General features: G+C 69.9%; 19 protein-coding genes. 9 read left to right on the top strand and 10 right to left on the bottom strand.

What is annotated here, in order from left to right:
• Nucleotides 1-96 precede the first annotated feature (96 nt).
• Entirely contained in the window at nt 97-1,335 is a 1,239-nt protein-coding gene (kynU, locus tag K340_RS0103730; RefSeq protein ID WP_029135719.1) for a kynureninase, read from the bottom strand.
• Between the two features lie 78 nt (nt 1,336-1,413).
• Here kynU and K340_RS0103725 point away from each other — a divergent pair, with 78 nt between their 5' ends.
• The 5 genes from K340_RS0103725 (at nt 1,414) to K340_RS0103705 (ending at nt 10,236) form a co-directional block, all read left to right on the top strand.
• Nucleotides 1,414-3,408 (top strand): alpha-1,4-glucan--maltose-1-phosphate maltosyltransferase, encoded by a 1,995-nt coding sequence (locus tag K340_RS0103725; protein WP_029135718.1) that lies wholly within the window; start codon nt 1,414-1,416, stop codon nt 3,406-3,408.
• A 73-nt stretch (nt 3,409-3,481) separates the two neighbouring features.
• Entirely contained in the window at nt 3,482-5,224 is a 1,743-nt protein-coding gene (gene treS / locus K340_RS27275) for a maltose alpha-D-glucosyltransferase (protein ID WP_037362634.1), read from the top strand.
• A gap of 4 nt (nt 5,225-5,228) precedes the next feature.
• Nucleotides 5,229-6,704 (top strand): maltokinase N-terminal cap-like domain-containing protein, encoded by a 1,476-nt coding sequence (locus tag K340_RS0103715; protein WP_051264996.1) that lies wholly within the window; start codon nt 5,229-5,231, stop codon nt 6,702-6,704.
• 98 nt (nt 6,705-6,802) lie between these two features.
• Nucleotides 6,803-9,019: a 1,4-alpha-glucan branching protein GlgB gene (glgB, locus tag K340_RS0103710; RefSeq protein WP_029135716.1), complete on the top strand. Its 2,217-nt coding sequence runs from the start codon at nt 6,803-6,805 to the stop codon at nt 9,017-9,019.
• Nucleotides 8,992-10,236 carry a neutral zinc metallopeptidase gene (locus K340_RS0103705; protein ID WP_029135715.1) on the top strand — a complete coding sequence of 415 codons (1,245 nt, stop codon included), beginning with the start codon at nt 8,992-8,994 and terminating at the stop codon, nt 10,234-10,236. The genes glgB and K340_RS0103705 overlap by 28 nt, the downstream gene beginning before the upstream one ends.
• An 88-nt stretch (nt 10,237-10,324) precedes the next feature.
• Here the strand turns inward: K340_RS0103705 and K340_RS0103700 are convergent, their stop codons facing one another.
• Nucleotides 10,325-11,377 (bottom strand): thioredoxin family protein, encoded by a 1,053-nt coding sequence (locus K340_RS0103700; RefSeq protein ID WP_084614014.1) that lies wholly within the window; start codon nt 11,375-11,377, stop codon nt 10,325-10,327.
• Nucleotides 11,378-11,568: 191 nt separating this feature from the next.
• Between K340_RS0103700 and K340_RS0103695 the strand changes: the two genes are divergently transcribed.
• Together K340_RS0103695 and K340_RS37230 are read left to right on the top strand one after the other, a co-directional pair.
• Nucleotides 11,569-12,804 carry an MFS transporter gene (locus K340_RS0103695; protein ID WP_029135713.1) on the top strand — a complete coding sequence of 412 codons (1,236 nt, stop codon included), beginning with the start codon at nt 11,569-11,571 and terminating at the stop codon, nt 12,802-12,804.
• 77 nt (nt 12,805-12,881) lie between these two features.
• Nucleotides 12,882-13,394: a MarR family winged helix-turn-helix transcriptional regulator gene (locus K340_RS37230; protein WP_029135712.1), complete on the top strand. Its 513-nt coding sequence runs from the start codon at nt 12,882-12,884 to the stop codon at nt 13,392-13,394.
• Between the two features lie 108 nt (nt 13,395-13,502).
• Here the strand turns inward: K340_RS37230 and K340_RS0103685 are convergent, their stop codons facing one another.
• From K340_RS0103685 to K340_RS0103675, 3 genes are all read right to left on the bottom strand, one after another.
• Nucleotides 13,503-14,567 carry an ABC transporter permease gene (locus K340_RS0103685; RefSeq protein WP_029135711.1) on the bottom strand — a complete coding sequence of 355 codons (1,065 nt, stop codon included), beginning with the start codon at nt 14,565-14,567 and terminating at the stop codon, nt 13,503-13,505.
• Entirely contained in the window at nt 14,564-15,466 is a 903-nt protein-coding gene (locus K340_RS0103680; RefSeq protein WP_029135710.1) for an ABC transporter ATP-binding protein, read from the bottom strand. Before K340_RS0103680 ends, K340_RS0103685 begins: the two co-directional genes overlap by 4 nt.
• Before the next feature lie 129 nt (nt 15,467-15,595).
• Nucleotides 15,596-16,780, bottom strand: coding sequence for an acetyl-CoA C-acetyltransferase (locus tag K340_RS0103675; RefSeq protein ID WP_029135709.1), 1,185 nt, complete (start codon nt 16,778-16,780; stop codon nt 15,596-15,598).
• Between the two features lie 142 nt (nt 16,781-16,922).
• Between K340_RS0103675 and mce the strand changes: the two genes are divergently transcribed.
• Entirely contained in the window at nt 16,923-17,390 is a 468-nt protein-coding gene (mce, locus tag K340_RS0103665) for a methylmalonyl-CoA epimerase (protein ID WP_029135708.1), read from the top strand.
• A 70-nt stretch (nt 17,391-17,460) separates the two neighbouring features.
• A complete protein-coding gene (locus K340_RS0103660; protein ID WP_029135707.1) occupies nt 17,461-18,948 on the top strand; it encodes a hypothetical protein in 1,488 nt (495 codons plus the stop codon).
• Here the strand turns inward: K340_RS0103660 and K340_RS0103655 are convergent.
• The 5 genes from K340_RS0103655 to pyrH all read right to left on the bottom strand — a co-directional run bounded on the left by K340_RS0103655 (nt 18,901) and on the right by pyrH (nt 23,829).
• Nucleotides 18,901-20,490, bottom strand: a complete 1,590-nt coding sequence (locus K340_RS0103655; RefSeq protein ID WP_029135706.1) for a hypothetical protein — start codon at nt 20,488-20,490, stop codon at nt 18,901-18,903. The genes K340_RS0103660 and K340_RS0103655 overlap by 48 nt on opposite strands.
• Entirely contained in the window at nt 20,466-21,338 is an 873-nt protein-coding gene (locus K340_RS0103650) for an ABC transporter ATP-binding protein (protein WP_084614013.1), read from the bottom strand. The genes K340_RS0103655 and K340_RS0103650 overlap by 25 nt, the downstream gene beginning before the upstream one ends.
• 53 nt (nt 21,339-21,391) lie before the next feature.
• The gene (locus tag K340_RS0103645; protein ID WP_029135704.1) at nt 21,392-22,264 is read right to left on the bottom strand and encodes a phosphatidate cytidylyltransferase; all 873 of its coding nucleotides are present in this window, start codon (nt 22,262-22,264) and stop codon (nt 21,392-21,394) included.
• Between the two features lie 144 nt (nt 22,265-22,408).
• Entirely contained in the window at nt 22,409-22,966 is a 558-nt protein-coding gene (gene frr, locus K340_RS0103640) for a ribosome recycling factor (RefSeq protein WP_029135703.1), read from the bottom strand.
• Nucleotides 22,967-23,076: 110 nt separating this feature from the next.
• The gene (gene pyrH / locus K340_RS0103635; protein WP_037362630.1) at nt 23,077-23,829 is read right to left on the bottom strand and encodes a UMP kinase; all 753 of its coding nucleotides are present in this window, start codon (nt 23,827-23,829) and stop codon (nt 23,077-23,079) included.
• Between the last annotated feature and the right edge of the window lie 138 nt (nt 23,830-23,967).

The following is a 23,967-nucleotide window of genomic DNA, read 5'->3' as shown; positions in this document are numbered from 1 at the left end:
CCACGGTACCGTGAGCCGGATCGATTCAGAAGCCCCGACCGCCCACCGCGGGCGAAATCCCCCGGGCGATGACGAACCTCACCCTCCGGGTGCTCGTCAGGTGACGGTGCTGCGCGCGGCGAACTCCGGGGCCAGGTATTCCCCCGAATCGAGCACCTGCTGCAGGTGCCGGCCGGCGCTCACCACGTCCTGTCGGCTGACGTACAGCGGGGCGAAGCCCAACCGGATGACGTCCGGCGCGCGGAAATCGCCGACCACGCCTCGAGCGATCAACGCGCGGACGATCGGGTAGGCGTCCGGGTGCCGCAGGCTCACCTGGGAGCCCCGGCCGGCCGGCTCCACCGGGGTGACGACCTCGACCCGGCCGCCGAGCTCGGAGTGCACGAAGTCGATCATCAGCCCGGTCAGCTGCAGCGATCTGGCCCGGACGTCCGCGATGTCCAGGTCCTGCCACGGGGCCAGCGCTGCCTCCATCGCCAACAGCGACAGCAGCGGCGGCGTCCCGGTGCGCATCCGGTCGATCCCGTCGACGGGCGTGAACTGCTGGCTCATCTCGAACGGCTGGGCGTGCGAGTGCCAGCCCGGAAGCGGCGAATCGATGCCGCCCTGATGCCGCGGCGCGACGTAGACGAAGGCCGGCGCCCCCGGTCCGCCATTGAGGTACTTGTAGGTGCAGCCGACGGCCAGGTCCACGTCGTGCTCGGCGAGCCCGACCGGCACCGCCCCGGCCGAGTGGCACAGGTCCCAGATGGCCAGCGCGCCGGCCGCGTGTACCCGGGCAGTCACTGCCGGCAGGTCGTAGAGCACCCCGGTGCGGAAGTCGACGTGGCAGTAGACGGCCAGCGCGACCGAGTCATCCAACGCGGTGGCATCGTCCGGCGCGGCCGCCCGTACCCGCAGGCCGAGCAGCCGGGCGGCCTCGTCGACCATGTACCGGTCCGTCGGGAAGGTCGCATCGTCGACCACGATGGTGTTCCGCTCCGGTCGGTCCGTCATCAACCGGGCGGCCGCGATCACCGCCTTGAACAGATTCACCGAGGTCGAGTCGGCGACCACGACGGTGCCTGGCGCCGCCCCGATGATCGGCGCGATCGCGTCGCCGACCCGGCCGGGCGCCTCCCACCAACCGGCGTCAGTCCATGACCCGATCAGCTCGGTCCCCCATTGCCGGCTGACGACATCCGCGACGACGCCGGGCACGGCCCGCGGCAGCGCGCCGAGCGAGTTCCCGTCCAGGTAGACCAGCCCGTCCGGCAGCAGGAACTGATCACGCAGGTGGGCCAGTGGGTCGGCGGCGTCGTCGGCGGCTGCCCGGTCGGCAAATCGGTCGGTCATGACATCTCTCTATCAGAGGGCGCGCTCGGCACGTTCGTCGGTGCGTGCCGGCAGGCCAGGCACGGTAGCGTTGGCGCCGTGGTCGGACGTATCGGATTGAACGACATCACGCCTCTCGTCGCCTGCGGTCGCTACCCGGCGAAGGCAGTGGTCGGCCGCCCGCTCGAGGTCGGTGCCACGGTGTTCCGTGAGGGCCACGACGCGGTCGCCGCGAACGTGGTCTTCCGGCCGGTACCGGCCAAGGGCAGCAAGGCTCGGGCGGTAGTCGGGCCGCTCAACCGGATGACGCCGGGCACCCCTGGTACCGACCGGTGGTCGGCGACCGTCACCCCCGATTCCCAGGGCATGTGGTCGCTGACGGTCGAGGCCTGGAGCGACCCGCTGGCGACCTGGCGGCACACCGTCGAGGTGAAGGCGGCGGCCGGCCAGCTCGGCGACGAGCTGGCCAACGACCTGGAGACCGGCGCCCGGCTGCTGGACAAGATTGCCCGGCGCCCGCGGAACCCTAACGCCGGCCGGCTGCGGGCCGCCGCGGCGGCCCTGCGGGATCCCGACCGGGGCGTGCCGGAACGCCTGGCACCCGCGCTGGATGCCGAGCTGTGGAAGGCCTTGGTGGCCGATCCGATCCGCGAACTGATCACCAGGTCCGCCGCTGTGCAGGTCTGGGTCGACCGGCCGTTGGCGGAGTTCGGCTCTTGGTACGAGCTGTTCCCGCGATCGATCGGGGGCGAGATCGACCCGGCGGGCCGGCCGCTCAGGCACGGCACCCTGCGGGACGCGATCGGCGCGCTGCCGCGCGTCGCCGCGATGGGCTTCGACATCGTCTACCTGCCTCCGGTACACCCGATCGGCGAGGTGAACCGCAAGGGCCGCAACAACTCCGTCACCTGCGAACCCGACGACGTCGGCTCCCCGTGGGCCATCGGCTCGGCGGCCGGCGGGCACGACGCGATCCATCCCGAGCTGGGCACGATCGACGATTTCGACGCCTTCGCCGCCGCCGCCGGCGAACACGGACTGGCCGTCGCACTGGACATCGCGTTGCAATGCGCGCCCGATCACCCGTGGGTGTCGGCACACCCCGAATGGTTCACCACCCGGCCAGATGGCACCATCGCCTACGCCGAGAACCCGCCGAAGAAGTACCAGGACATCTACCCGCTCAACTTCGACAACGACCCGGCCGGGCTGTACCAGGCGGTGCTGGAGATCTTCCAGTACTGGATCGCGCACGGCGTGACGGTCTTCCGGGTGGACAACCCGCACACCAAGCCGCTGAACTTCTGGGAGTGGCTGATCGCCAAGGTGCGGGCCGACACTCCGGACGCCATCTTCCTGGCCGAGGCATTCACCAAGCCGGCGATGATGCACGAGTTGGCCAGGGTCGGGTTCAGCCAGAGCTACACCTACTTCACCTGGCGGACCGGCAAGGCCGAGCTCACCGAGTACGGCGTCGAGCTCGTCGAGGGTTCGGACTACATGCGGCCCAACTTCTTCGTCAACACCCCGGACATCCTGCACGCGTCCTTGCAGTTCGGCGGTGAACCGATGTTCGCCATCCGGGCGGTGCTCGCCGCCACCATGGTCCCGAGTTGGGGCGTGTACTCCGGGTACGAACTGTTCGAGCACGTCGCGGTGCGGGAGGGCAGCGAGGAGTACCTGAACTCGGAGAAGTACCAGCTGCGCCCGCGGGACTTCGCCGGCGCGCTGGCCGACGGCCGATCGCTGGAGCCGTTGATCAGTTCGCTGAACCGGATCCGCCGCGCGCACCCGGCGCTGCAGCAGATGAAGGGCCTGTGGTTCCACCAGATCTCGAACGACAACCTGCTCTGCTACTCCCGCCGCGACCAGGCCACCGGCGACACCGTGCTGGTGGTGGTCGCGCTGCAGCCGTGGGACAGCCATTGGGGGCAGACCGATTTGTATCTGCCCGCACTGGGTATGGAGTGGGGTGAGCAGTTCGAGGCCACCGATCTGCTGGACGGCCAGGAGTACATCTGGGGGCAGTTCAACACCGTCGGTCTGCACCCGGTGAGCAAGGCAGCGCACGTCTTCGCGGTCCGAAGGCGTTAGGGGCGGTCGTCACCCGGCCGCCAGGGGCTGTCCGAGCCCCATACCTGTGAACCCACAACCCAGAGAGGCCGGAATGACGGAACCGTCAGCGGAGGTCGTCGAACCCCTCGCCAGCGATTTCCCGCGGGCGCGGCCGATGCCGGTCGAGCCGCAGTGGTACAAGCGCGCCGTCTTCTACGAGGTTCTGGTGCGCGCTTTCTACGACTCCAGCGGTGACGGGACCGGCGACCTGCGCGGTCTGATCGAGAAACTCGACTACCTGCAGTGGCTGGGTGTCGACTGCCTGTGGCTGCCGCCGTTCTACGACTCGCCGTTGCGCGACGGCGGCTACGACATCGCCGACTACCGCAAGGTGTTGCCGGAGTTCGGCACGGTCGAGGACTTCGTCGCGCTGCTGGACGCGGCGCACGAGCGCGGCATCAGGGTGATCACCGACCTGGTGATGAACCACACGTCCGACCAACACGCTTGGTTCCAGGCCTCGCGCAGCGATCCGGACGGGCCGTACGGCGACTACTACGTGTGGGCAGACTCCGACGAGGGCTACCCGGATGCCCGGGTGATCTTCGTCGACACCGAACCCAGCAACTGGACCTTCGACCCGCTGCGCAAGCAGTACTTCTGGCACCGGTTCTTCTCCCACCAGCCGGACCTGAACTACGACAACCCCGACGTCGGCGACGCGATGATCGACGTGATGCGATTCTGGTTGTCGCTGGGCATCGACGGCTTCCGGCTGGACGCGGTCCCGTACCTGTTCGTCCGGGAGGGAACGAACGGTGAGAACCTGCCGCAGACCCATGAATTCCTCCGGCGCTGCCGCAAGGTGGTCGACGACGAGTTCCCGGATGCCGTCCTGCTGGCCGAGGCCAACCAGTGGCCGGCCGATGTGGTCGCCTACTTCGGCGACCCGGCGGTCGGCGGCGACGAGTGCCACATGTGCTTCCACTTCCCGCTGATGCCGCGCATCTTCATGGCTGCCAGGCGGGAGAACCGGTTCCCGATCTCGGAGATCCTGGCCCAGACCCCGGCCATTCCGTCGTCGTCGCAGTGGGGCATCTTCCTGCGCAACCACGATGAGCTGACGCTGGAGATGGTCTCCGACGAGGACCGCGACTACATGTGGGCCGAGTACGCCAAGGACCCTCGGATGAAGGCCAACATCGGCATCCGCCGACGGCTCGCGCCGCTGCTGGAGGGCAATCGGGACCAGACCGAACTGTTCACCGCATTGTTGTTGTCGCTGCCCGGGTCTCCGTGCCTGTACTACGGCGACGAGATCGGCATGGGCGACAACATCTGGCTGGGCGACCGGGACGGCGTCCGCACCCCGATGCAGTGGTCGCCGGACCGCAACGCCGGATTCTCCCGCTGTGATCCCGCGCGGCTCTACCTGCCGGCCATCATGGATCCGAACTACGGATACCAGACGGTGAACGTCGAGGCACAGATGAACACCACCTCGTCGCTGTTGCACTGGACGCGCCGGATGATCGAGATCCGCAAGCGGTTCGCCGCCTTCTCGGTCGGCGAGTTCAACGACCTCGGCGGTTCCAACCCGTCGGTGCTGGCATATCTGCTGAGCTATCGGGGTACCGGGCCCGAGGATCCGGACCACACGGTGCTGTGCGTGAACAACCTCTCGCGCTTCCCGCAGCCGGTGGAACTGGACCTGCGTCGCTGGGAGGGCGGGCTGCCGGTGGAACTGACCGGCGGGCAACAGTTCCCGCCGATCGGCGAACTGCCCTACCTGCTCACCCTCACCGGCCACGGTTTCTACTGGTTCCAGATCACCGACAACCCGGAGGTGTCCTGAACGCATGACTGCCGATCGACCCGAACCCGTACCGACTTCCGGAGCCGCCGGCGCTGCCGCGGTGCCGGACACCCACCTCGAGCTGCTGCTGACCGACTGGCTGCCGGCCCAGCGCTGGTTCGCGGGACGCGACGAACTCGTCGGCGGGGTCCGGATCGCTGCGCGGAGCCGGATCGCCGAGGTCGACGGCGCGGTCTTCGAGCACCTGCTGATCGAGGTGCCCGGCACGATCGGTACCCCCCCGCGTACCTACCAGGTCTGGCTCGGGCGACGCACCGAGCTCCCGGAGCGGCTGGCGCACAGCGAGATCGGCGCGCTGGCCCAGCCGACCGCCGACGACGCCGGGGCATTGCCGGGCGCCGACGGCGCGGTCATCGTCTACGACGCGTTGCACGACCCGGCGTTGACCTCTCTGCTGCTGACCGCGCTGGCCGGTGGCTCCGACCTGGGCGCGGTCCACGCGACCGCTGTGCCGGGTGCCGACCTCGACGTCAGCGCCCCGGGCCTGGTGATCAGCGCCGAACAGTCGAACACCTCGGTGGTCTTCGGCGAATCGGCCATCCTGAAGATCTTCCGACGGCTGTCGCCCGGGCGTAACCCGGACGGCGAGTTGCTGGCCGCCCTGGCCACGGCAGGTTCGACCCACGCGGCCCGGCTGCTCGGCGAGCTTTCCGGTGAGATCGGCGGCGTCAGCACCACTTTCGGCGTTCTCACCGAGTTCTTCGCGAACAGTGCCGACGGTTGGCAGATGGCCACCGCCAGCGTCCGCGATCTGATGGCCGAGGGCGACCTGCGAGCCGACGAGGTGGGTGGCGACTTCGCCGCCGAGGCGCACCGGCTCGGCGCCGCGGTCGCCGCGGTGCACCGCGACCTGGCCGACGAGCTGGGCACCACCACGGTGCACGAGGTGGAGTTGCGGCGGACCATCGAGCAGATGGCAACGCTGGCCACCGAGACGATCGCCGTGGTGCCGGACCTGCAGCCCTTCACCGAGCGGATCATGGCCACCTTCGACGAGGCCGGCTCGTCGGCCGCGTCGCTGACCCTGCAACGGATCCACGGCGACCTGCACCTTGGCCAGGTACTGCGGACGCTGACCGGTTGGGCGTTGATCGACTTCGAGGGCGAGCCCAGCAAACCGCTGGACTACCGCAGGGCACAGCACTCGACGCTGCGCGACATCGCCGGCATGCTGCGCTCGTTCGACTATGCCGCGCATCACCTGCTGCCCGGATCTGTGCAGGACTCCCAGCACACCTTCCGGGCCGGCGAGTGGTCGGCCCGCAACCGCCGGGCGTTCTGCGACGGGTACGCGGAGGCCGCCAGGCACGATCCGCGCAACGCCGGGGTGCTGCTCCGGGCGTTCGAGCTGGACAAGGCGGTCTACGAGGTGCGGTACGAGCACGACCATCGCCCGGCCTGGCTGCCCATCCCGATGTTGGCCATCGATCAGCTGACCCGACCGAAAGGCACCCCGTGACCGAACACCGCACGCCGGGATCCGCTCCGTCATCCCCCGCCGAGGACGGCGGCGACGTCCCTGCGACCGCCCCGGCCCCCTCGGTCCCCGCTGCTTCGGTGCCGGCCCCGACCACACCACCGTCCCCCGCCGTCCCGCCGGCACCGGCCGGCCCGTCCGTGGCGGAGCTGGAGAAGGTGATCGGCGGCGACACCTTCGACCCGCACGGCATTCTCGGGGCGCACGTGCAACCGGACGGCAGCATCGTGATCCGGACGTTGCGGCACCATGCGAAGGCCGTAACCGTGCTGATCGCGGGCGGCGAGCAGCCGATGGAACACGTGCACGGCGGCATCTTCGCCGTCACCGTGCCTCCGCCGCTGCAGGACTACCGGCTGCGGGTCGACTACGGCCCGGACGCCGTCTACGAGGTCGACGATCCCTACCGTTGGCTGCCGACCCTTGGCGAGATGGACCTGCACCTGATCGGCGAGGGCCGGCACGAGCAGCTCTGGGAAGTGCTCGGCGCCCACCTACGCAGCTACTCGACGCCCAACGGGGAGGTGACCGGCACCTCGTTCGCGGTCTGGGCGCCGAACGCCAGAGGGGTGCGGGTGTCCGGCGACTTCGACTACTGGTCGGGCGCAGGTACTCCGATGCGATCGCTCGGCAGCTCCGGCGTGTGGGAGTTGTTCGTCCCCGGTGTCGGCGCCGGCACCCGCTACAAGTTCGTCCTTCTCGGGCCCGACGGGGTCTGGCACACCAAGGCCGACCCGATGGCCTTCGGCGCCGAGGTGCCGCCGGCTACCGCATCGGTGGTGGCCAGCTCCGACTACACCTGGGGCGATGCGGAGTGGCTCGAGCAGCGGGCGGCGCAGGATGCGCTTGCCCGCCCGATGTCGATCTACGAGGTGCACGTCGGTTCCTGGCGCCCAGGTCTGAACTATCGGGAGTTGGCCGACGCGCTGATCACCGATCTGGCGCAGACCCGCTTCACCCACGTGGAATTCCTGCCGCTGGCCGCGCATCCGTTCGCCGGATCCTGGGGCTACCAGGTCACCTCGTACTACGCCCCGGACCCCCGGTTCGGGTCGCAGGACGACTTCCGCTACCTGGTCGACCGGCTGCACCAGGCCGGGATCGGGGTGATCCTGGACTGGGTGCCGGCCCACTTCCCGAAGGACGAATGGGCGCTGGCCCGATTCGACGGGACACCGCTGTACGAGCACGCCGATCCCCGGCGGGGCGAACAGAAGGACTGGGGCACACTGGTTTTCGATTTCGGTCGGAACGAGGTGCGAAATTTCCTGGTGGCCAATGCGGTGTACTGGTTGGAGCTGTTCCACGTCGACGGGCTGCGGGTCGACGCGGTGGCATCGATGCTCTACCTGGACTACAGCCGTGAACCGGGCGAGTGGGCACCGAACATCTACGGCGGCAACGAGAATCTGGAGGCCGTCTCGATGCTGCAGGAGGTCAACGCCACCGTCGGCAAGCGGGTGCCGGGCACGGTGATGATCGCCGAGGAATCGACAGCATGGCCGGGCGTCACCCGGCCGACCCATTTGGGTGGCCTTGGCTTCCACCTGAAGTGGAACATGGGCTGGATGCACGACACCCTCGGCTACATCGCCAGGGATCCCGTGCACCGGTCCTGGCACCACAACGAGATGACGTTTTCCTTGATGTACGCCTTCTCCGAACAGTTCACCCTGCCGCTGTCGCACGACGAAGTGGTGCACGGCAAGGGATCCCTGTGGGGCAAGGTGCCAGGGGACCCGTGGCGCAAGGCCGCCACCCTGCGCGCCTACTACGCGCACATGTGGGCCCATCCGGGCAAACAGCTGTTGTTCATGGGCGGCGAGATCGGCGATCCGCGGGAGTGGAACGCGGACGGCTCGATCGACTGGTCGCTGCTCGGCGACCCGTTGCACAGCGGGATCCGGTCGCTGATCGGCGATCTGAACCGGGTCTACGCCGGCTCACCGGCGCTGTACACCCAGGACTTCAGCTCGGCCGGCTTCCAGTGGATCGACGCCAACGACCGCGACGGCAACGTCTTCAGCTATTTGCGCTGGGGCAGCGACAGCAGCGTGCTGGCCTGTGCGCTGAACATGTCGGCGCAACCGCATGAGGGCTACCGGATCGGTCTGCCGCGAGCCGGCTCGTGGCGCGAGGTGGTCAACACCGATTCGGAGATCTACGGCGGTTCCGGCGTCGGCAATCTCGGACTGATCAAGGCGGAGCCCGGCGACTGGCACGGCCAGCCAGCACACGCCACCGTCACCCTCCCGCCGCTGGCGGCACTGTGGTTCACGCCCGACGCCGAAGGCTGATCGGCACGGCAGCGCTGACCGTGCTGGCCGTCTCCGGTCTGCTGGTCGGCTGCGCGAAGCCGGTGGCCGGAACGGCCGAATCGGCGGCCGGTGTCGACACCACGGCCAGCGCCGTGCGGATCACCCAGGCTCCGGATGTGGTGTCGGCACCGGCGGCCGCGCAGGTGGCCGGCATCCTGTCCGACCTGCAGGACTTCTGGCGGACGCAGTTGGGCGATCGTTTCACCGCGCTCAAGGGCGGCTACGCCCTGATCGACTCCGCCGACACCACCGGCACGCCCGCGTCGATGTGCGCCGCCGGTTCGCTGTCCGGGAACGCCTTCTACTGTCCGGTCCAGGACGGCATCGTGGTCGACGCCGCCGCACTGGTGCCGGTGCTGGTCGATCGCTACGGCGTCGGCGGGCTGGCCGCCTCGCTGGCCCACGAGTTCGGCCACGCCGTGCAGGCCAGGATCGGTCCTACCCAGGATCAGCAGCAGGCCGACCCGGACCGCTACCCGCAGATCCTGGTCGAGGCCCAGGCCGACTGCGCGGCCGGCGCCTTCCTGCAGTGGGCGGCCAGCGGGCAGTCCCGCCGACTGCGATTGCCCGCCGGGCTGCTGACGTCCGCGGTGTCGCCGCTGCTGGATTTCCGGGACGGGGCCGACTCACCGGCGGCCGACTCCCCGGCCGCCGACTCGCTGGCGCACGGGCTGGGGTTGGACCGGCTCCGGTTCGTCCTGACCGGGATGCGTGGCGGCGCTGCCGCCTGCCACGCGATGACCGTGCCGGAGTTGGCTCTGACGTTGGGCAAAGACGGTACCCACCAACAGCAATCCGCCCGCTATCCGGACAGCGCGGCCGTGGCCGCCGCCGCCGACGAGTCGGTCCGGGAGTGGAACCCAACGGCGCCGGCGGGCCGGGAGGACCTCGACCGTGACGCCGAGGCGGCCGACGCCGACCTGGTAGCGGCCCGACCCTACGGACAGTTCGCGGAGGCCACCGCGACGGTATTCGCGATCGGCCGCAGCCGATACCCGGACAGCGCCGGCGCCGCCTGCTTTGCCGGGGCCTGGACCGCGGCGGTCTTCGGCCATGCCCCGGCCGGCGGGCTCGGGTCATGGCCGGGCGACGCGGACGAGGGCATGGATCTGATCCGCGCCCGCCCGGGCTCGACCTTCGCCGATCTGGCCGGCTACGCCGACGGCTTCGACCGCGGGTTGGACGCCTGCGGCTGACCCGAAGCCCGCACCCGGTTCGCGGTCCCCCGGTGTCGTTATGGCAACCCGGAACCGCCCGATAACCGCCGTAGGACCCGCGAAGGGGTCAGTAGAGCGCGGCGGCCAGCGCCCGCCTGGCCGCGACCACTTCCGGGTCGTCGACACCGAAGATGGTGAACAGCCCGATCAGGTGCTCCCGCAGCTCGGTCCGCTGGTCCGGATCCGCCCGTTTGATCGCCGCGATCAACCGGCCGAAGGCCGCCGCCGGGTCTCCACCGGCGAGTTCGACGTCCGCCGCATCGCGCTGGGCCTTGGCGTCGTCCGGCGCCGCATCTGCCGCCGCCACCGCGGTCGGCGACAGTGCCGACACCCTGGCCAGGAAGGTGGCCGATGCCAGCGCGGCGGCGGCATCGGCGTTGGCCGGTTCGGTATTCAGGATCTGCTGGTAGGCGGCCGCAGCCTCTTCATAACGCTCCTGGGCCAGTAACTCCTCGGCGGCGGTGAATCGCGGATCCTCCGGCTCCGGCGGCGGGCCGCCGTTAGTATCCTCGGCCGCCTTGATCCCCGGCAGCTTGTCCCGCAGCGAAGCCAGTAGGCCAGAGATCCATTGCCGCACCTGCGGTTCCGGCTGCGCCCCGGCGAACGCGTCCACCGGCTGGCCGGCGGCGAGAGCAACGACAGTGGGGATCGACTGAACGCCGAACGCCTGCGCGATCCGGGGGTTGGCGTCCACGTCCACTTTGGCCAGGATCCACGAACCGCCGGCGGCGCCGGCCATTTTCTCCAGCACCGGCGACAACTGCTTACACGGCTCGCACCAGGTGGCCCACAGGTCGATCACCACCAGCACCTCCGCCGACGCCTCGACGATCTGCTGGAAGGTCTCCTCGGTGACGTCGACGACGAACGGCGACCGCGCACCGGCCGAGCCTTCGCCGACCGATCCGCCGTCCACCGATCCGTCAGCCGCTGCGGGGCCGAAGGCGTCAGCCCCGCCGTTGTCTACCGGCCGCGGTTGCCCGGCTCCGGCCGGGGGCGGTCGGTTGGCCAGCGGGCTCAGATCGATCGCGCCGGCGAAGGCGGCGCTCACCGCCTGGGCGGCTGGTGGTGGCCCGCCGGGGCGGGCGCTGCTGGTCCTCGGTGGCGTCGGACGAGTCATGGCTCCATCGTTCCACGCGACCGTGCACCGTTCGCCCTCGGCTGACCGGTTGCCGTCGGCCGCCGACCTGCACCAGCTCGCCCGGCCCCGTCCGGTCCCTCCGTCCGGCCCGCCCGTCCGGTCCTGCCGTCCGGTCCCGCCGCCCGGTCCCGCCGTCGGGTCCTGGCGGCGGCGGGCATAGGTTGACGGCGATGAGCACGACGGCCGGGGAGTTCCGTTGGCGCCCGATCCTGGTGCCGGCATACGGCCCGACTGCGCTGGCGTCGCTGGGCTATGGCGCGCTCGCCCCGATCGTCGCGCTGGCGGCCATCGACCTCGGCGCCGGGGTCGCAACGGCCGCCCTGGTCGTCGGTCTGACGGCCTTCGGGCAATTGATCGGTGATCTGCCCGCCGGAGTGATCGCCGCCAGACTCGGCGAACGGCGGGCGCTGCTGCTGGCCAGCCTGGTCGACGCCGCCTCGATGACGGTCGCCTACTTCGCCCATTCGCTGCTGGTACTGGCGATCGCCGTCTTCGTCGACGGGATGGCAGCCGCGGTGTTCAACCTGGCCCGGCACACCTGGATGACGACGGCCATCCCGGTCCGCTACCGCGCACGAGCTTTGTCCAGCCTGGGCGGCACGTTCCGGATCGGGCTGTTCTTCGGGCCGTTCATCGCCGCCGGCCTGGTCTCGGCGTTCTCGCTGCACGCGGTGTTCCTGTTCGCCGCCGGCACCGGGCTGGCGGCCGGCCTGCTGACCCTGACGATGGCCGAACTGCCGATGCCAGAACCCCGGCCGGGCGAGCTCTCGGCCACCGACCCGGTCACTCTGGCCCGGGTGGTGCGCCGGCACCTGCGGGTGCTGGCCACCATCGGGGTCGGGGTGCTGCTGATCTCGGCGGCAAGGGCCTCCCGGCAGAGCATCCTGCCGCTGTGGTCACAGGCCCAGCAGCTGGACGCCTCCACCATCAGCCTGATCTTCGGCATCGCCTCCGGTGTCGAGTTGCTCCTGGTCTACCCGGGCGGTGCGGTGATGGACCGCTACGGCCGGGTGTTCGTCGCCGTCCCGGCGGTCGCGCTGATGGGTGTCGGTCTCGGCCTGCTGCCGCTGGCACACACCGCCGTCAGCATCTGTCTGGTGGCCTGTGTGATGGCGGTGGGCAACGGATTGTCGTCGGGGATCGTGCTGACGTTGGGCAGTGACGCTGCCCCGGCGGTGGGCCGACCGCAGTTCCTGGGTGCCTGGCGTTTCCTGGCCGACACCGGCGGCATTCTCGGCCCCGGCCTCATCGCCGTGGTCGCCGCGATCGGAACGTTGGCCGGGGCGGCCTGGGTGTTGGTCGGGGTGTGTGCCCTGGGTGCCGGCTGGCTGGCGGCCTGGGCGCCGCGCAGATCACCCGTCATCCCTGTCTCCGTGCGCAGCACCCGGCCGCCGCAGCATCCGTAACGCCCCGACCTCAGCAAGCAGGTCCGGCCCCTGGTGGTGCCGAAGGGCCGGGTGGCCGCGGTTGCTACGGTCGTCGGATGAGTTCTGGTGCCCGAAATACAGCCCTTCCGTTCGACCCGATCGCCAAGGCGGCGCAGACCTGGAGCGAACGGATCGGCTCGAACACATCGATGGCTGCGGTCACCAACGTGATGCGGGTTCAGCAGATCCTGCAGGCGACGGTCGACGACGTGCTCAAGCCGCACGGGCTGACCTTCGCCCGCTACGAGGCGCTGGTGCTGCTGTCGTTCAGCAGCCGCGGGTCGCTGCCGATGCGGCTGATGGGCGAGCGGCTGCAGCTGCACCCGACGTCGATCACCAACATCGTCGACCGGCTGGAGGCCGACGGCCTGGCCCGCCGGCTGCCGCACCCCAACGACCGCCGGACCACCCTGGTCGAGTTGACCGACGCCGGCCGGGAGCGGCTGACGGCGGCCACCACCGCGGTGACCGGTGCCGAATTCGGCTTCGTCGGCCTGCAGGACAAGGAACTGGCAGAACTGACCAGGCTGCTCACCAAGGTGCGGCAGGCGGCCGGCGACTTCGAGTAGCCCGCCCCGGCCGCTTATCAACATCGCAGGCGCGTGCGAAGTCGTTAACTTCCGTCACACCCGCCCCAAACGGCCCTTGTTCGGAAGCGTATGAGAAGTTGATAAGCGTCAGGCCTTGTCCCACTTGAAGAACCGGGTGGCGATCGCGCCGACCACCACGGAGAAGGCCAGCAGGATGGCGATCGGCAGCAGCGCAGCACCCGGACCCTGCCCGCGGACCATCACATCCTTCAGCCCGGTCACCAGCCAGCCCATCGGGAGCACCTTGGCCACCCCCTGGATCCAGCCGGGAGCCACCTCCAACGGGATGAACGCCCCGGACAGGAACGCCATCGGCAGAGTGATCAGGTTGGCCAGCGCGGCCCCGCCCTCGGCGGTCTTGGCGATGGCGCCGACGAACAGGCCGATCGACAGGAACGCCAAGGTCCCGGCCAGCGTCAGCGGTACCGCCATCCACCAGGAACCGGTGAGTTTGAGCCCGAGGAACGGCAATGACGCCACCCCGATGAAGATGACCAGCTGGACCAGCGCGACCAGCAGCGAAACCACCACCCGGGAACCGACCACCGATGCCGTCGAGATCGGCGCCAATCGCAAGCGGCGCAACAGCTTCTTGTCTCGCCAGGTGATCAGCGTCATCGCCGCGCCGAAGGTGGCACCGATGGCGATGCCGTAGCCGATCATGCCCGGCGTGACGTACTGGATCGCCTTCAGCGATGCGTCCTCGACGGTTTGTTGGGACAGGGTGTATTTCGGTGGCGAGCCGGTGGCGGCGATGTTCGCCTGCCCGATGAAGGAGTTCAGCACGCCGAGCACGGTCGCCGAGCCGACCTGGTCGGCCGCCGAGTAGTGCACCTCGATGGTGTCGCCCTGCTGCTGCACCGCCGCCGCCAGATCGCCCTTGCGGACCGATTCCACCGCGGCGCCCAGGTCGTCACCGGTGCTCAGTTGGAACACCTCGTCAAGGCCCGCCCTGGCATCGGCCGGCAGCGAACTGATCAACGGCACCTCGCCGACCAACTCCACCTTCTGCTTGGCGGCGCCCTGGTCGGAGAACACGGTGCCGAAGATGATGATGAAGAACAGCGGGAAGAACAGCGTGAAGAACAGACTGGTGCGATCCCGCAGGAACCCCTTGAACATCGCCCTGGCGAGGCTGACGAACGCCCTCATGCCCGGTACTCCCGTCCGGTCAGGTCCAGGAAGACGTCCTCTAGGGTGGCGCCGCGCACCTGCAGGCCATCGAGTGCGTCCCGCTCGGCCAGGGCGCTGAGTACCGGCGACGGGGTCCTGGTGGTGATGATGGTGGAGCTGCCGTCCTGCTCGACCTGGTCGGCTCCCGGCAACCCGCGGGCGGAATCGGCGTCCAGCACCGCCTGCTCCACCGAGATCCGCACCGGCGCGTCCAGCCCGCGGACCAGCACAGCCGGCGGGCCGAGCTGCAGGATCTTGCCGTTGTCCATGATCGCCACCCGGTCGCACAACGACTCTGCTTCATCCATGTAGTGAGTCGTCAGCACCACGGTCTTGCCGCGATCGTTGATGTCCCGCAACACATCCCACAGATTGCGCCTGGCCTGCGGATCGAGCGCCGCTGTCGGTTCGTCCAGGAACACCACCTCAGGATCGTTGACCAGCGAGCAGGCGATCGACAGCCGCTGCGCCTGGCCACCGGACAGCTTCTCGGCCCTGGTCCCCGCCTTGTCCTGCAGCCCGACCATCTCGAGCAGCTCATCGACCCTGGCCATCGACTGCCCGTACAGGTCGACGAAGGTGTGCAGCTGTTCCCTGGCCGTCAGCTGTTCGAAGAAGGCCGAGGCCTGCAGTTGCACGCCGATCCGCGGCAGCAACTTCGAGTTCCGCGGCCACGGGCTCATCCCGAGCAGCGAGACGCTGCCGGAATCGGGCTCCCGCAGGCCCTCGATCATCTCCAGGGTGGTGGTCTTGCCCGCTCCGTTCGGCCCGAGAATCCCGAAGAACTCACCGTCGGCCACGGAGAAGGTGACCCCGTCGACGGCGTTCTTGGACTCGTAGGACTTGACCAGATCGGTGACCACGATGGTGTCCGCCATCGAAGTGAATGTCCTCCTGTCACGGCCGGCTCCCCGACAGAGACCAGGCCGCCCAGGACACTAACAGCCGCCCGCACCCCACCACAGGTTTATTCGGCGCGCGGAACGGCGGCCACTCGACTGCGGCTGTCAGCCGGCCGGCACCGAGATGATCAGCGCGTCGCCCTGCCCACCGCCGCCGCACAGTGCGGCCACCCCGGTGCCGCCGCCCCGACGACGCAGCTCCAGCGCCAGGGTCAGCACCAACCGGGCACCCGACATGCCGATCGGATGGCCGAGGGCGATGGCGCCGCCGTTCACGTTGACGATCTCCGGCGAGACACCCAGATCTTCGGTCGAGGCGATTCCGACGGCAGCGAACGCCTCGTTGATCTCGATGAGATCCAGCGCGGACGGCTCGATTCCCGCCTTGGCACAAGCAGCCCGGATCGCGTTCGACGGCTGCAGCTGCAGCGACGAGTCGGGCCCGGCGACCACACCGTGTGCCTCGATCTCGGCCAGCCAGCTCAGCCCCCGCCGCTGCGCTTCTTCCTTGGCCATCACCACCACGGCACAGGCGCCGTCGGAGATCGGCGACGCCGATCCGGCGGTGATGGTGCCGTCCGGGCGGAAGGCAGGCTTGAGCGTGGAAAGGGTTTCGACGGTGGAGTCCGGCCGGATCCCTTCGTCAGCGGTCACCGTGACATCGCCCTTGCGGCCGCGATAGGTCACCGGGACGATTTCCTCCTCGAACTTCCCGGCCGCCACCGCCGCGGCGGCCCGCTGGTGCGAGCGGGCGGCGAAGGCATCCTGGTCGTGCCGGCTGATCGGGTTCTTGTCGTTGACCACCTCGGTGAGCCGGCCCATCGGGCCGCCGACGAAGGCGTCCCGCAACCCGTCGAAGTCCATGTGGTCCAGCAGGGTCACGTCACCGTATTTGAAACCCTTGCGAGACTGCGGCAGTAGATGGGGGGCGTTCGTCATCGATTCCATGCCGCCGGCGACCACCGTGGTGAACTCGCCGGCCCTGATCAGCTGGTCGGCCAACGCGATCGCTTCCAGTCCCGACAGGCAGACCTTGCTGATGCCCAGCGCGGGTACGTCCATCGAGATGCCGGCGGCAACGGCGGCCTGCCGCGGCGGCATCTGACCGCAGCCGGCCGGCAGCACCTGGCCGAGAATGACGTACTGCACGTCGGCCGGCGGCACTCCGGAGCGCTCCAGCGCCCCGGCGATGGCGACACCACCCAACTGCACAGCAGTGCGCTCGGCCAAGCCACCCGACATCCGTCCCATCGGGGTCCGCGCCCCGGCAATGATCACCGTCGATCCCATGCCCCGAACTTACCCGGCCGGGTGCCCTCGCCCGCCGCCGCGCTCGCCGCGCCCGCACCGCGCGCCGACCAACTGCCCGCGGGTGCCCGGTAGGTCGAGCCGTTCCACCGTCTCCCCGGTCCGGGCAGCTACGGTGAAGGACATGACTATCGCCGACCGGCTCGACGTGCTCGCCATCGACCACGTCGGGATCGCTGTGCCCGACCTGGAGGCGGCCATCACCATGTACACCGGTCCGTTCGGCGGCCGGGTTGCGCACCGCGAGACGAACCCCGACCAGCAGGTTGACGAGGCGATGATCGCCTTCGATGACGGCACCCAGCTCCAGCTCATCGCGCCCACCTCGCCGGACTCATCGATCGGCAAATTCATCGATCGAAGCGGGCCGGGCCTGCAGCAGCTGGCCTTCCGGGTGCCCGATGTCGCTGCTGCCGCCGCCACGCTGCGGGACGCCGGCATGCGGCTGCTCTACGACGAACCGCGAACGGGCACCGCCGGGTCGCGGATCAACTTCGTCCACCCGAAGGACGCCGGCGGCGTCCTGGTGGAACTCGTCCAGCCGATGGCGGAGCGCTCCGGCGCGCCGGCCCACGGCACCGAGAGCCGATGAGCCAGCGCACGCCAGCCAGTAATGGCGCCGGACGGGGTGCCTGCGCGAGGGACGAACGGCGGGCGGGCCGATGAGTGGCAACGACTGGCTGCCGACCCAGGCACCGTTCGACGTGGTGCGCCGCGGCTACTCCCCCGAACAGGTGACGGCACACCTGGAGCAACTCGAGTACGACCTGCGGATCGCCACCGCCAACCGGGACGCCACCAACCAGCGGATCGCCGAGCTGAACAGCCAACTGTCGGCCGCCCAGGCCGAGGCGGACTCGATGCGCGCCCAGTTGGACCGCAACGCCCTCGAGCCGATGTCGGTTGCCGGCCTCTCGGATCGCATGCAGCGGCTGATCAGGCTGGCCGAGGAGGAAGCCGCCGAGGTACGGGCGACCGCCCAGGCCGATGCCACCGAGATCCGGGAGCGGGCCGACGCCGAAACCGGTGAGCTGCGCCGACGCGCCGAGGCCGAGACCAGTGAACTACGCCGCCGCACCGACGCCGAGGTGGCATCCACCCGGGCTGCGGCGGAGTCGTCCGTCGCCGAGGCGCGGGCAGAGCTGGCCGCGGATCAGCAACGGCTGGCCGACGAACGAACCGAATTCGCCGCCGAGCGGGACCGGATCAGGGCGGCCGCCACCGCCGAAGTACGCACCGTGGTGGCGCAGGCCGGCCAGCACGCCGACCGGACCCGACAGGAGGCCGCTGCCGCGGCGGAGACCATGACCAGCGAGGCGAAGGCGGTGGCGGCCCGCACCCTGTTGGAGGCCCGGACCGCCGCCGAGGAGCTCAGTTCGACCGCCCGCGCCGAGGCCGACCGGATGATCAGCGATGCCACCGCGGCCGCCGCCGAGCTCACCGAATCGTCGACCACGGCAGCGGCCCGGCTCGACGCCGAGTCCGCGGCCCGTCGCCGAGAGGTCGAGGAGGACTTCGAGATCACCATGGCGGCCAGGCGGACCGAGGCGCACCAGACCATGGCAGAACGGGAACGGAGCTCGATCGAGGAGGCCGGGCGCCGGCTGGACGACGCCGAGAACAGATCGCGCGAGCAGCTGGCCGATGCCGATCGCCGGTCACACGAGCAGCTGGCCGACGCGGACCGCCGGTCCCGGCAGCAGCTCGCCGAGGCCGACGCCGAGGCGCGCCGACGGATCGAGTCCGGGGCCGCCGAAGCCAGCCGCCGGGTCGCCGAAGCCGATGCCGCCGTCATCCAGCTCACCGAGCTGCGTCGGCACCTGCTGGACCAGCTCGGATCGCTGACCGCTCATCTGGACCAGGTGCGCGGCCTGGTCGGTACCGCCCCGGAACACCTCACCCCGCCGGCCGCCGAGGCCGGCCGGACCCGTGCGGCGGACTTCCCGCCGCATCCCGAGGGCCGGCCGGCACCCGCGGCCGACGAGGACACCGGGCCGGCCGCCGACACGCCCCGCGGCGGGGCCGTGGACGGCCGGATCCCCGGGGTCGTGCCCGAACAGAATCAGCGACCCGTCTCGATCGGGCCCGCACCGGGGCGGGCGTCAGACCCGGTCGCCCGCGCTGACGACCGCCAGAATCTCCGGCGCTGATTCCAGGTACCTCTCGGCGGTCAGCCGGGTCGCGAAGGTCAACAGCAGCGGCGGAAGCAGCAGCCCGACACCCAGTGCCGCCCACCCCCAGCCCGGGGCGACCAGCAGCGCCAGCGCCGCAAAGGCCACCGCCGGCAACGCCGTCACGATCGCACCCAGCATGGTGCCCAGGGTCGCCCGGACGGTGATGCCCTTCTGTCCGGCGACGCTGGAGGCGAAGATCGACTTGCGGCTCTGCGGCATCGCGTACGGCACCACGGCGGACAGGTAGCAACCGACGGCCACGGCGCCCCCGACGGCGGCGATCCCGACCCCGAGCGCGCCCGGGAGGTTGGCCCAGTCGTCCCGGACCGCGGCGACCGTCACGGTGCTCACCACGATCACCGGGACACCGGGGATGACGACGCTCAGCGCGTGCCCGATCACCTCGCCCCTGGCCCTGGCCCGGTCCGCGAAGGTCACCAGGTGCATCCAGAGTCCGGAGCCTTCGTAGCCGTACATGTTGGCCGCCTGAGTGCCGATCAGCAATGCACCGAGGGCGCATCCGTAGACAGCGCCGGCACCACGGAACACCAGCAGCGGCCAGCCGATCGCCATCAACAGCGACAACAACCACGGCATCCGGCGCATCGGATCGCGCCACATCAGGGTGAGGTCGCGACCGGCGATCACCTGCGCCGTCCCGGACACCGTGCCGGCCACGGCGTCGGCATTGCCGAGGCCGCGGGACGGGGCGCTCCCGGTTGTCTCGGACTCGCCGGAGGTCAACCGGCGACGCAGCGCTGCCGACCACCACCACCAGCCCGCCCCGAGGAACAGCGCCGCGACAACGACCGCTACCGCCGCCCGGCTCCACTGGCCGGTGGCGATCAGTGCCGGCAGCGAGGCGAGCGAACCCGGCGGCCCCCAGGCCAGCGCCTCGGTGATGGCGACCGCGCCGGCGCCGATGCCGCTGGAATCCCCTGATCCGAGGGTGAGGCTGGTCAGCATGTACAGCACGATCACGCCGAACCCGACGAGCATCCCGAGGTCCCGACCCCGGCGGGACGACATCAGGGCGGCCATCGAGGTGGCCGCGGCCCGGGAGAAGACCACGCAGGTGACGAGCTGGACGGCCGCACAGACCAGCGCCAGCGGGATCATCCAGCTCCGGTACGACACACCGATCGCGGCCCCGACCAGCACGATCAGGTTCGCCACCGGCAGGTAGCCCACCAGCGACGAGATCAGCAGACCGCGCTGCAACTGCTGGGGCCGGATCGGCAGCATCGCGAACCTGCCGGGGTCGACGGTCTCGTCGACGCCGAACGCGATCAGCGGGGTGAGGATCCAGGCGACCAACTGCGTCGAGAACAGCCCGGTGACCACCAGCAGGCCGGCCTCGGGCAGCGTCCGCAGTTGTGCCAGCAGCAGCCCGAACCCGATCAACAGCAGGGCCAGCACGCCGAGGCCGAGCAACATCAGCAGCCGTTTGCGGGGCGGGAGAACGCGCAGTCGGCTGGTGACCAGCCGCCACTTCAGGCTTGCGAAGACCGCAGCCACGCCAGCCCCTCCGTTTCACGCTCGCGGCCGCCGATCAGGTGGAAGAAGGCGTCGTCCAAGGACTTCGCGGAACCGCGGACCACCGCCAGCTCGCCGGAGGCGACGATCCGGCCGGCGGCCATCACCGCGACATGCGTGCACAGCTCCTCGACCAGCGCCATCACGTGGGAGGAGAAGATGACCGTCCCGCCGGATTCGCAATACCGGGTGAGCACACCGCGAATGGCCCTGGCCGAAATCGGGTCCACCGCCTCCAACGGCTCATCCAGCAACAGCAACGGCGGCGAGTGCAACAGCGCGGCCGCCAGGGTGATCTTCTTCCGCATGCCGGTCGAATAGTCGGCGACCAGTTTGTTGCCCGCCTCCGCGAGATCCAGTACGTCCAGCAGCGATGCCGCCCGCTCGCGAACCACCTCGGCCGGGATCCCCCGGAGCCGACCCAGATAGCTCAGAAGCTCGGCCCCGGAAAGCCTCTCGAACAGCCGCAGGCCGTCCGGCAACACTCCCATCCTGGTCTTGGCGGTGACCGGATCGGCCCAGACGTCAACCCCGGCGACGAAGGCCCGGCCGCCGTCCGGGCGGAGCAGCCCGGTGACCATCGACAAGGTGGTGGTCTTGCCCGCCCCGTTGGGACCGACCAGGCCGAAGAACGACCCGGCCGGCACGTCGAGATCGATGGCGTCCACGGCGATCTTCTCGCCGAAACGTTTGGTCAGCCCGCGGAGCGCGAGTGCCTGTGCACCGGTGGCGGCGTCCAGTGGCGACGCCGCCGGGTAGCCGGGCAGCGCGGCTCGCGCCGGCTGCGCCGGCCCGGACGGATGATTGGACGGTGGTTGTTCTCCCGACATGGCAGCCACCCTGCCACAGCCGGTGCGACGACTGCGATCGCCGGGCGGTCGAGCTAGCCGATCGGGACGAACAGGTGCAGCAGCGCCCAGGACACCACGGCGCTGGGCAGCAGCGAGTCCAGCCGGTCCATCACGCCGCCGTGGCCGGGCAGCAGGTCCCCCATGTCCTTGACCCCGAGGTCGCGCTTGATCAGCGACTCGGCCAGGTCGCCGATCACCGCCACCACGGTCAGCACGGCGCCGATCACCACCCCCTGCCACCACGGGTGGTCGAGCATCAGCGAGACAGACAGCGCGCCGCCGATCATCGCTGCGGCTGCCGAGCCGGCGAAGCCCTCCCACGACTTCTTCGGCGAGATCGTCGGCGCCATCGGATGTTTGCCCAGCAGCGCGCCGGCTGCATAGCCCCCGGTATCGGAGGCGACGACCACGATGAGAAAGGTGAGCACCCGCTGGGCGCCATCGTGCGGCTGCACCAGCAGGGTCGCGAACGAGGCGAACAGGCCCAGGTAGACGAGCAGGAAGACGCTGGCCGAGACGTCCCGGAGGTAGCCGTCAGCCCCCTTCGGGAACCGCCACAACAGGCAGACCAGCCCGGCGATCGCCAGCCCGAGGGCCTGCGCCTGATGCCCGTACGGCCAGGCCAGTGCGATCACCACCACCGAACCGATACCCACCGGCAGCCAGGAGATCTCGATCCCCCGGGTCCGGCGGAGAGTACCGGTCATCTCCCACACCGACGCCAGCACGGCCGCCGCGATGATCACCACGAAGGCGGGCCGGTACAGCAACAGCGATGCGATGATCAGCGCGCCCAGGCCCACCCCGACACCGATCGCCATCGGCAGGTTGCGGCCGGCCCGCGAGGGGGTGGGCGCGGCGCTCGCGGCCCCGTCGGAGCCGCCGTCAGTGCTCATGGTGCTCATGGTTCGCCTCCGCGGTCCTCCCCTCGGTTCGTCGCTCCGCTCCGTCCCGTGCGGGTCCACCGGGCCGGGCCCCCGCTCCTGCGTCGCGGCGTCCCGATCCTCACTCCCTGTCGGCTCACGGGTGCTCATCGAGTGCCGGATCCCTCAGACCTCGAGGAGTTCGGCTTCCTTGTGCTTCACCAAGTCGTCGACGGTAGCCACGTACTTGTCGGTGGTGGTCTGCAGGTCCTTCTCCGCCCTGGCGACCTCGTCCTCGCCGGCCTCGCCGTCCTTGCCGATCCGGTCGAGTTCTTCCTTGGCCTTCCGCCGGATGTTGCGGATCGAGACCCTGGCGTCCTCGCCCTTGCCGCGGGCCTGCTTGCCGAGCTCCTTGCGGCGGTCCTCGGTGAGCTGCGGGAAAACGATCCGGATGACGGTGCCGTCGCTGGACGGATTGACGCCGAGATCCGAGTCCCGCAGCGCCTTCTCGATGTTCTGCAGCTGGCCGGCGTCGTAGGGCTTGATGATGGCCATCCGCGCCTCGGGCACATTGATGGTGGCCATCTGCGGCAGCGGCGTCGGGGCACCGTAGTAATCGACGGTGACCTTGCCGAACATGTTCGGGTTGGCCCGGCCGGTGCGCAACGTCGCCAGGTCCTCCTTGGCGGCCGCGACGGCCTTCTCCATCTTCTCCTCGGCGTCGAGGAGGGTGTCGTCGATCATGGTGTCCCTTTCGCTGTTGCTGCGCGTGTGGTGCTGCAGTGCTGCCGGTGGTGCTGCGTGCTGTTGGTGCCTGCTGATCGTGCCCGACGGCTGCCGGTCGGTGCCCGCCGCTACCGCGGAGTGTGCACCAGCGTGCCGATCGGCTCGCCCCGCACCGCCCGACCGATGTTGCCCCGCTGGAGCAGATTGAAGACGATCAGCGGCATCGCGTTGTCCATGCACAGGCTGAACGCGGTGGCGTCGGCCACCTTCAGCCCACGCTCCAGGATCTCCCGATGGGTGATCTCGGTGAACATGGTGGCTGCCGGGTCGACCCGCGGGTCGGCGTCGAAAACGCCGTCGACGGCCTTGGCCATCAGTACCACCTCGGCGTCCACCTCCAGCGCGCGCTGCGCGGCAGTGGTGTCGGTCGAGAAGTACGGCATGCCCACCCCGGCCCCGAAGATCACCACCCGGCCCTTCTCCAGATGCCGGATCGCCCGTCGCGGGATGTACGGCTCGGCGACCTGGCCCATGGTGATCGCGGTCTGCACTCTGGTTTCCAGGCCCTGTTCGCGTTCCAGGAAGTCCTGCAATGCCAGGCAGTTCATCACCGTGCCCAGCATTCCCATGTAGTCGGAGCGGGCCCGATCCATCCCCCTGGTCTGCAGTTCGGCCCCGCGGAAGAAGTTGCCGCCGCCGATCACCACGCCGACCTGGACGCCGTCCCGGGCAACCTCGGCGATCTGCTTGGCAACGGTCGACACCACCATCGGATCGACGCCGACCTCGCCGCCACCGAACATCTCGCCACCGAGTTTGAGCAGCACCCGGCGGAACGGACGCCGCGGGGACTCGCCGTTGTTGGTCACTGTCTGGGCCATACCCGTCACCGTCATCCGCTCATCCTCTGTCGTCCCCTGGCCTGCCGTCCCGCTTGCTGCTGCTCATCCTGCCCGAAACGGCAACTGCCGCCGGTCACCGGCATGTCTGCGGGTAACCGGCGGCAGTGTCGAGCTCGC

Origin of the sequence: Nakamurella lactea DSM 19367 (genome assembly GCF_000426645.1) — a bacterium.
GTDB classification, from domain to species: Bacteria; Actinomycetota; Actinomycetes; order Mycobacteriales; family Nakamurellaceae; genus Nakamurella; species Nakamurella lactea.
The sequence above is the reverse complement of the archived record's forward strand: the minus strand, read 5'-3'. Positions and strand labels throughout refer to the sequence as shown.